Origin of the sequence: Streptomyces mexicanus (assembly GCF_902506575.1) — a bacterium.
GTDB lineage: Bacteria > Actinomycetota > Actinomycetes > Streptomycetales > Streptomycetaceae > Streptomyces > Streptomyces mexicanus.
This window is the reverse complement of sequence record NZ_LR732544.1, coordinates 6,942,811-6,950,704: the sequence shown is the minus strand read 5'-3', so window position 1 is coordinate 6,950,704 and position 7,894 is coordinate 6,942,811. Positions and strand designations below refer to the sequence as shown.

6 protein-coding genes are annotated in these 7,894 nt (G+C 72.1%); 5 read left to right on the top strand and 1 reads right to left on the bottom strand.

Translation table 11 applies throughout. The features are described 5' to 3' along the window. The first annotated feature begins 62 nt into the window (after positions 1 to 62). Positions 63 to 1,712, top strand: a complete 1,650-nt coding sequence (locus GV126_RS31020; protein WP_159672846.1) for an N-acyl-D-amino-acid deacylase family protein — start codon at positions 63 to 65, stop codon at positions 1,710 to 1,712. 24 nt (positions 1,713 to 1,736) lie between these two features. Here the strand turns inward: GV126_RS31020 and GV126_RS31015 are convergent, their stop codons facing one another. After that, on the bottom strand, positions 1,737 to 2,693 hold the full coding sequence (locus tag GV126_RS31015; protein ID WP_159672844.1) for a trypsin-like serine peptidase: 957 nt from the start codon (positions 2,691 to 2,693) through the stop codon (positions 1,737 to 1,739). A gap of 313 nt (positions 2,694 to 3,006) precedes the next feature. On the opposite strand from GV126_RS31015, the gene GV126_RS31010 reads away from it, so the two are divergent. The 4 genes from GV126_RS31010 (at position 3,007) to GV126_RS30995 (ending at position 7,847) form a co-directional block, all read left to right on the top strand. Further along, positions 3,007 to 3,795, top strand: a complete 789-nt coding sequence (locus GV126_RS31010; RefSeq protein ID WP_159672842.1) for an alkaline phosphatase D family protein — start codon at positions 3,007 to 3,009, stop codon at positions 3,793 to 3,795. Between the two features lie 34 nt (positions 3,796 to 3,829). Continuing rightward, complete coding sequence (locus GV126_RS31005) at positions 3,830 to 4,483, top strand: maleylpyruvate isomerase N-terminal domain-containing protein (RefSeq protein WP_185947406.1); 654 nt, start codon at positions 3,830 to 3,832, stop codon at positions 4,481 to 4,483. Positions 4,484 to 4,798: 315 nt separating this feature from the next. Then, positions 4,799 to 5,323, top strand: a complete 525-nt coding sequence (locus GV126_RS31000; protein ID WP_236570195.1) for a hypothetical protein — start codon at positions 4,799 to 4,801, stop codon at positions 5,321 to 5,323. Positions 5,324 to 5,717: 394 nt separating this feature from the next. Continuing rightward, entirely contained in the window at positions 5,718 to 7,847 is a 2,130-nt protein-coding gene (locus tag GV126_RS30995) for a hypothetical protein (RefSeq protein ID WP_159672840.1), read from the top strand. The last annotated feature ends 47 nt before the right edge of the window (positions 7,848 to 7,894 follow it).

Here is a 7,894-nt window from a genome sequence, read left to right as displayed (position 1 = left end):
CCTCCCGTTCCGGGCCGCCCCTCCCCCACTCCCCTTCTGTCCTCTTTCGAAGGAGGCCCCTCATGGATCCGGTCGAGCTCGCCGATTTCGCCGATCTCGTCATCCGGGACGCGGATGTCGTCGACGGCACCGGCGGCCCCTCCTACCGCGCGGACGTGGCGGTCAAGGACGGCCGGATCGTCTCGATCGGCAAGGAGGCCGCGGCGGCCGGCCGCCAGCCGCCCCCGGCGCGGCGCGAGCCGGACGCGGAGGGCCTGGTGCTCTGCCCCGGCTTCATCGACATGCACGCCCACAGCGACCTGGCGCTGCTGCGCGACCCCGACCACAGCGCGAAGGCCGCCCAGGGCGTGACCCTGGAGGTGATCGGGCAGGACGGACTGTCGTACGCGCCGGTCGACGACCGCACCCTGGAGGAGGTGCGCCGGGCGATCACCGGCTGGAACGGGTACGGCGACGACATCGACTTCACCTGGCGCTCGGTCGGCGCGTACCTGGACCGGCTCGACCACGGCTTCGACGGCGAGGGCATCGCCGTCAACGCCGCCTACCTGATCCCGCAGGGCACGGTCCGCGCGCTCACCGTGGGCTGGGAGGACCGCGAGGCCACGCCCGAGGAGCTGGAGCGGATGCGGCAACTGGTCGCCGAGGGCATGGAGCAGGGCGCGGTCGGCATGTCCTCCGGGCTCACCTACACGCCCGGGATGTACGCCAAGGACGCCGAACTGACCGAGCTGTGCCGGGTGGTGGCCCGCTACGGCGGCTACTACTGCCCGCACCACCGCAGTTACGGCGCCGGGGCGCTGAAGGCGTACGAGGAGATGGTGGCCCTCGCCCGGGAGGCGGGCTGCCCGCTGCACCTGGCCCACGCCACCATGAACTTCGGCCCGAACAAGGGCCGCGCGCCCGAGTTGCTGGCGCTGCTGGACGACGCGCTCGCCGCCGGCGCCGACATCACCCTGGACACCTACCCCTACACCCCCGGCTGCACCACCCTGGTCGCCCTGCTGCCCAGCTGGGCGAGCGAGGGCGGCCCGGAGCGGATCCTGCGGCGGCTCACCGACGAGGCGACGGCCGAGCAAATCCGCCACGACCTGGAGGTCACCGGCTCCGACGGCTGCCACGGGGTGCCGGTGGAGTGGGAGACGATCGAGATCTCCGGGGTGAGCGACCCGGGCCTGGCCGAGTACGTCGGCCGCACCGTCGCGGAGTCTGCCGCGCGGCGCGGCGAGAGCCCGTGGACGGTGGCACGACGGCTGCTGGTCGGCGACCGGCTCGGCACGACGATCCTCCAGCACGTCGGCCACGAGGAGAACGTCCGGGCCCTCATGCGCCACCGCGTGCACACCGGCGGCTCGGACGGCCTCCTCCAGGGCACCAAGCCGCATCCGCGCGCCTACGGCACCTTCCCGCAGTATCTGGGCCGGTACGTGCGGGAGTTGGGAGTGCTGACGCTGGAGGAGTGCGTGGCGCACCTCACCGGGCGCCCGGCGGCCCGGCTGCGGCTGCCGGACCGGGGTCTGGTCCGCGAGGGACACCGGGCCGACCTGGTGCTCTTCGACCCGGACACGGTCGCGCCCGGGGCCACCTTCGCCGAGCCGCGCACCCTGCCGACCGGGATCCCGTACGTCCTGATCGACGGCCGGTTCGTCATCGAGGACGGCCGCCGCACGGACGTCCTGGCGGGCCGGGCGGTGCGCCGCCGTGCGGCGTGACCGGCCGCCCGGCCGCCCCAGGTGTCAGGGCTTGGGCAGGGTGCAGCCGGCCGCGTTCAGGTCGAGCCGGTTGCCCGTGGTGAAGCAGGCGGGTATCTGGTAGGTCTCCTCGGCGTAGTTGATGCCCTGCCGGACGGTGACGTTGCCGCTCTGGTCGACCTCGCACGGGTTGTTCACCGTGCAGCGCTCGCCGTCCTCGTTGCCGGTGTTGTTGACGGCGACCACCTTGCCGGTGGCCGTGTCGATCACCGGGGAGCCGGACGTGCCGCCGATGGTGTCGCAGGCGGAGGTGTAGCGGACGGAGTCCTTCCAGGTCCAGTCGCCCTCCTTGAGCCGGTAGACGAACCCGTCGATGCCGCAGCTGTAGGTCCGCTTCCAGTACCCGGAGACCACGGTGATCGCGGTGCCGGCGACCGGGTGGGAGTCGTTCAGGGTGAGCGGGCTGATGCCGTACGCGCTCTTGATCTTGGCGTAGGTGGTGGTCAGCCGGTAGAGGGTGACGTCGGTGTCCGTCATGGTCGAGTAGACGACCTGGTCGGCGCGGAGCGTGGCGACCTTGGTGCCGGCGGAGTTCAGCAGGCCGAAGGTGCGGCTGGAGGACTGGCCGGTGATGACCTCGCCGGGCTCGGGGAAGCCGGTCTCCAGGCAGTGGCCGTTGGTCAGCACGAGCGCCGGGTCGGTGTCCGCCGACTTCGGGAAGCGGACGACCGAGCCGGAGCAGTTGCTCAGCGCGACGGTCCCGGCGAAGGTGACGGCCTGCGCCCTGGCCGCCCTCACCTGCTTCGCCGTCCTGGCCGCGTCCGCCTTGGCCGTCCTGGCCGTGCCGGCGAGCAGGGCGTCGACGAGCGGGGTCCGGGCGGGCCGGTCCGCGGTGGGATGCGCCGCTGCCGCGGAGTGTGCCGCCGGTGCGGCGACCGCCGGTGCCGCACCGGCGCCCGCGACCGCCACGGCGGCGAGCGCGGCCAGGAGAGGCTTGTTCATGTGGGGGTCCCCTCTGCAGACGTGAGCGACCGGACACCTTCCGGCCGCATTGTCATGTGCATTGTTGTCGCGTGAGGGGACGACTACAAGGAGCGGGGTGCACGGTCGCGGGTTATCCCTAGGGCCGGGACCGGCGCCAGCGCGCTTAGGGTCTGTCCGGCGGATCAAGTCGCAGGGAACTCACGGCGACTGACCTCCCCAGGTGAGCGGGGCATGGTGCGTTCCTGTGCAAGGCGGAGGAGGGAGTCGACGCGGAGCGTCGGCGAGTGACGACAACGCCGCAGAGGGGCGTGCCAGGCCCCGCGTCTGCGGCGTGATCCGCCGCACCCCGGACTTCGCCGCCCGCCGCGCCGCCGCCTTCCAGGCGTACTACGAGCATCTGCCGCTGCGCAGGGCACAGATGCCGAACGGCCCCGACGCCCAGATGTACCGGCGGCTGCGCTGGGGCCGCACGGTCGACCTGCTGATGCTCGACACCCGCCAATATCGCGACGACCAGGCGTGCGGAGACGGCAACAAGATCGTCTGCGAGGAGTGGAGCGACCCGCAGCGCACCATGCTCGGCCGGGACCAGGAGAACTGGCTGCTGGACCGGCTGGCCACGTCCCCGGCGGTGTGGAAGGCGGTGCCGCAGCAGGTTCCCATGGGCCAGTGGGAGCTGGACAACGACCCGGCCGTGCGCCGTCGTTCCATGGACACCTGGGACGGCTACCCGGCGGCACGCCGGCGCATCCTGCAGTCCATCGCCGACCGGGGCGTCGAGAACGTCGCCGTCCTCTCGGGCGACGTGCACTGGCACATGGCCCACGATCTCACCCTAGACATGGAGGACCCGGACTCCGCACCCCTGGCGGCGGACTTCGTGTGCACCTCCATCACCTCCGGCCGCGACGGCAACGACACCCCGACCTCGACGCTGCCGTCCAACCCCCACCTGAAGTACAGCCTCAACCGCCGCGGCTACCTGCGCTGCACCGTCGACGAGCGGCACTGGCGGACCGACTACCGGGTGGTGCCGTACGTGACGACGCCCGGCGCACCGGTGCAGACCCGCCGGAGCCTGGTCCTGGAGGCCGGCCGCCCAGGGCTCCAGGACGGCTGACACCACGGCGGTCGCACTCGGGTAACCTGCGGCAATGCCGGATTTCGACGATTCAGATGTGCTGGTGAGCGGGGAGCACGTGCGCGAGGCCGTCGCTCACTGCCTCACGACGCTTGCGGACGTGCCGTCCGACCGGTGGGGCGCGCCCGCCGGGGATCTGGAGTGGACCTGCTGGGAGACTCTGGAACACCTGGCGGACGACCTGCTCACCTACGCCCTGCGGTTCGGGCTCGCGGACCCGATGGGGGCCGGGCGGGTGCCGTTGCGCCTGTCCCGGGACCGGGCCGAGGGTCCGGAGAACGTCGTCTTCGGTGATGCGGCGGCGGGCGCCGAGGGGTTGCTCACCGTTGTCGAGGCCTGCGGCGGCCTGCTCGCGACCGTCGTGGACAACACTGCCCCCACGGTGCTGGCCCCGCACGTCTTCGGCGCGTCCGATCCGGAGGGGTTCGCGGCCATGGGCGTCGTCGAGACCCTCGTGCACACGTATGACATCGCCCGGGGAGTGGGACGCGACGGCGTCCCACCGGAGGACTTGAGCCGCCGGGCTCTCGTCCGGCTGTTCCCGGACGTGCCGGTCACGGACAGCGCCTCGTCCACCCTGCTGTGGGCCACCGGACGCCTCGAGACCGCCGAGCGGCCCCGTCGCTCCGACTGGCGCTGGTACGGAGCACCGCGCCGGCACGGGTGACGGCTGCGGGGCGGACCGTGGCTCACCTGAGGGCCCCTCAGGTGAGGACCCACGCCCCCCGGTCGCGCTCCGAGCGTCAGGTACGCGCCAAAGTGACCGCGTGCGGACCCTCGGATTCCGGCCGGGGCGAGACCCGATGACCCTGCGGAACCACCCCGTCAACAGGTCGATACAGTGCGTGTTCGACCGTCGCACACAATTCCTCACGTCTTCCCCATCGCGCCTCCACGTCACGTACACCTTCGGCCACGCGAGGTGCGGGGCGGCAGACGAGGGGCAGACGGGGCGGTTGTCGCTTCCCTAGCCTCCCGGGCCATGCGATCACCTCTGATGCGGCGCTTCGGCCCCGCCACCGTCCTCGGTCTCGTCCTCGCCGTCTTCGGCTTCGCCCCCGGTGCGAGCGCGGACCCTGCCCCGGCCGCCCTGACGTTCTCCACCGACACCGCGACCACCACCCCCGGCGGCACGGTCCAGCTGTCCATGACGCTGACCAACAACCGGACCTACGACGTCTGGTTCGTCTACCAGACGATCGACCCGACCTGGCTGACCACCCAGCGGCCCGACCTGAAGTACAGCTTCACCGGCTGCTCGCTGGCCACGGCCGCCGGCAGCACCCCCTGTTCCGGCACCGGCCCGGCCGACCTCGGCGGCAACTACGGCGCGACGATCCCGCCCGGCCAGAGCCGTACCGTCACCCTGACCCTGCAGATCGCCGCCGACTCGGGCTGCAACGGCAACATCGGTTTCTACTCGTACTACTACGCCGAGTTCAGCGACAGCACGAACACCAGCGGCGGCCCGGTCTACACGCCGGACGTCCGGGTGGCCTGCGCCTGAGGTCCGCGGGCACCGTCAGCGACGGCCTGATTTCGGCCGGAAGCCGGCGGGCCGGCGCGGCCCGTGCCGACGGGCGCCCCATCGGCGGCCGGAGACGGTCCGCCGGTGGGGCGCACCCGCTCTGACCTGCGAAGCCCGCCCTGCGGGCCCTCTCGTGCCACGGCTGACGCAGGGCCACCGCAAGGGCGCTCCAGGTCCCGAGTCGACGCCGTGGTCACCTGCGTTTTTACGTCAGGACGCGCAACACGGCCACAGAAGTCACACAAACCCATCACCATATGACGCGACGGATGCGTGACGACCGGTTTCGAGGGGATGCCGGCGTCGCGCAAGGGGGTGCGTCCGCTCTGCGGAGCAGTGCTCACCCCTGCCCGGGGGGAGAGGACTTCACCGCATGAAGCGGACCATTCGCACCACCGCGCTCACGGTGGGCGCGCTCGTCGCCGCGCTGGGGCTGCCCACGGGTGCCGCGCAGGCCGACGCCACCGCGCCCCGCGTCGATCTGCGCACGCTGATCGTCAGCGACGGCGGCCCCGCCACCGACGCGATAGCCGCCGAGCTGGACACCGCCGGAACGCCCTACACCGAGATCGACCTGACGCAGTCCGGAAGACCCGTGATCGACGCCGGCTTCCTCGCGGACACCGTGGACGGCCGTCCGCGGGCCAAATACCAGGCCGTCGTCCTGCCCAACGACAACCCGTTCCCGGCGGGCTCCGCCGAGATGACGGCCCTCGCGGCCTACGAACGGACCTACGGCGTCCCGCAGGTCGACGCCTACACCTACGCCCGCCCCGAGGCGGGACTGCAATACCCGACCGCCGGCGGCTACTCGGGCAGCATCGACGGCGTCCAGGCGCAGGTGACGGCGGCGGGCAAGGCGGGCCCCTTCGGCTATCTCGACGGGGCCGTGCCCTTCGAGGACAACTCCCCGACCGTCGGCGAGAGCTACGCCTACCTCGCGCAGCCGGCGCCGGGCGCCGACTTCACCCCGTACGTCGAGGCGCCGATCCCGGGCCGGTCCACCCGCGGCTCGCTGGTCGGCGAGTACCGGCACGACGGACGGCGCGAACTGGTCGTCACCTTCGTCTACAACCAGTACCAGGAGCAGTTCCGCCTGCTGGCCCGCGGCATCACGGAGTGGATGACCGGCGGGGTGCACCTGGGCGCCACCCGCAACTACTTCGCCGTGCACGTGGACGACGTGTTCGCGGCCGACGACCGCTGGGACACGCAGCTCAACTGCACGCCGGGCGACGTCGACTGCCCCATCGGCGAGGGCTCCCCCGATCCCATCCGCATGACCCCGGCCGACGTCGACCACGCCACCGCGTGGGAACGGGACCACGATTTCACCCTCGACCTGGCCTACAACGGCGCCGGCAGCGTCGACCAGCGTGCGGACGACAACGGCGTCGACCAGCTCGCCGACAAGCTGATCGCCGACCGCGACAAGTTCCGCTGGATCAACCACACCTACACGCACGCCTTCCTCGGCTGCCGGCAGGACGTCACGGTGGTGCCCTGGAAGTGCGAGACCAACGCCGACGGCAGCACCAAGTGGGTCAGTCGGCAGGACATCTCCGACGAGATCGCGCTCAACCGCGTGTGGGGGCAGAGCGCCGGACTGCCGCTGCAGAACGACGAGTTGGTCACCGGCGAGCACTCCGGGCTGAAGCTCCTGCCGCAGCAGCCGTCCGACAACCCCTACCTGGGCCCGGCGCTCTCCGACAACGGCGTCGCCTGGCTCGCCTCCGACAACTCCCGTGACCCGGTGCAGCGTCAGGTCGGTCCCGCCACGACCATCTCCCGCTACCCGATGAACGTCTTCTACAACGCCGGGCACGCGAGCGAGCAGGTCGACGAGTACAACTGGATCTACACCAGCCGCGCGCAGGGCGGCAGCGGCATCTGCGAGGACAACCCGGCCACCACCACCTGCCTGCCGGCCCCGCTGGACACCGCCACCGGCTACACCGACCACATCGTGCCGCTGGAGACCCGCATCGCCCTCGGTCACGTCCTGGCCGGCGACCCCAAGCCGCACTTCATCCACCAGTCCAACCTCGCCGAGGACCGCCTCGCCTACCCGGTCCTGAACGGAGTGCTGGACGGCTACCACGCCCTGTTCACCGACGACACCCCCCTGGTGAACCTGCGGATGAAGGACATCGGCATCGAACTGAAGCGGCGCGCCGCCTGGCAGGCGGCCGTGCAGGCCGGTCAGGTGACCGCGTACCGCATCGGCGACACGGTCACGGTGACGGCCCCGAAGGGTGTGGAGGTCACCGCCACCCTGCCCACCGGCACCACCCTGAACGGCACCCCGTTCGGCACGCCGTACGCGGGCGCGGTCTCCGGCTGGACGCCCTCCGCCGGGCAGCCGCTGACCCTCACCGTCGCGTCGTCCACCCCGGCGCCCGCCGCCGTCCACGGCGCTGCCGGCCACGGTCCGGTCACCGCTCCCGCGCCCCGCACCCAGGTGCCCGCGGAAGTGAGCCGTCCGGCCGCCACGGCGAGCTGAAGGGCGCACCGCCGACCACCGGGCCCCGGCCGCCGCGACGCGGCCGG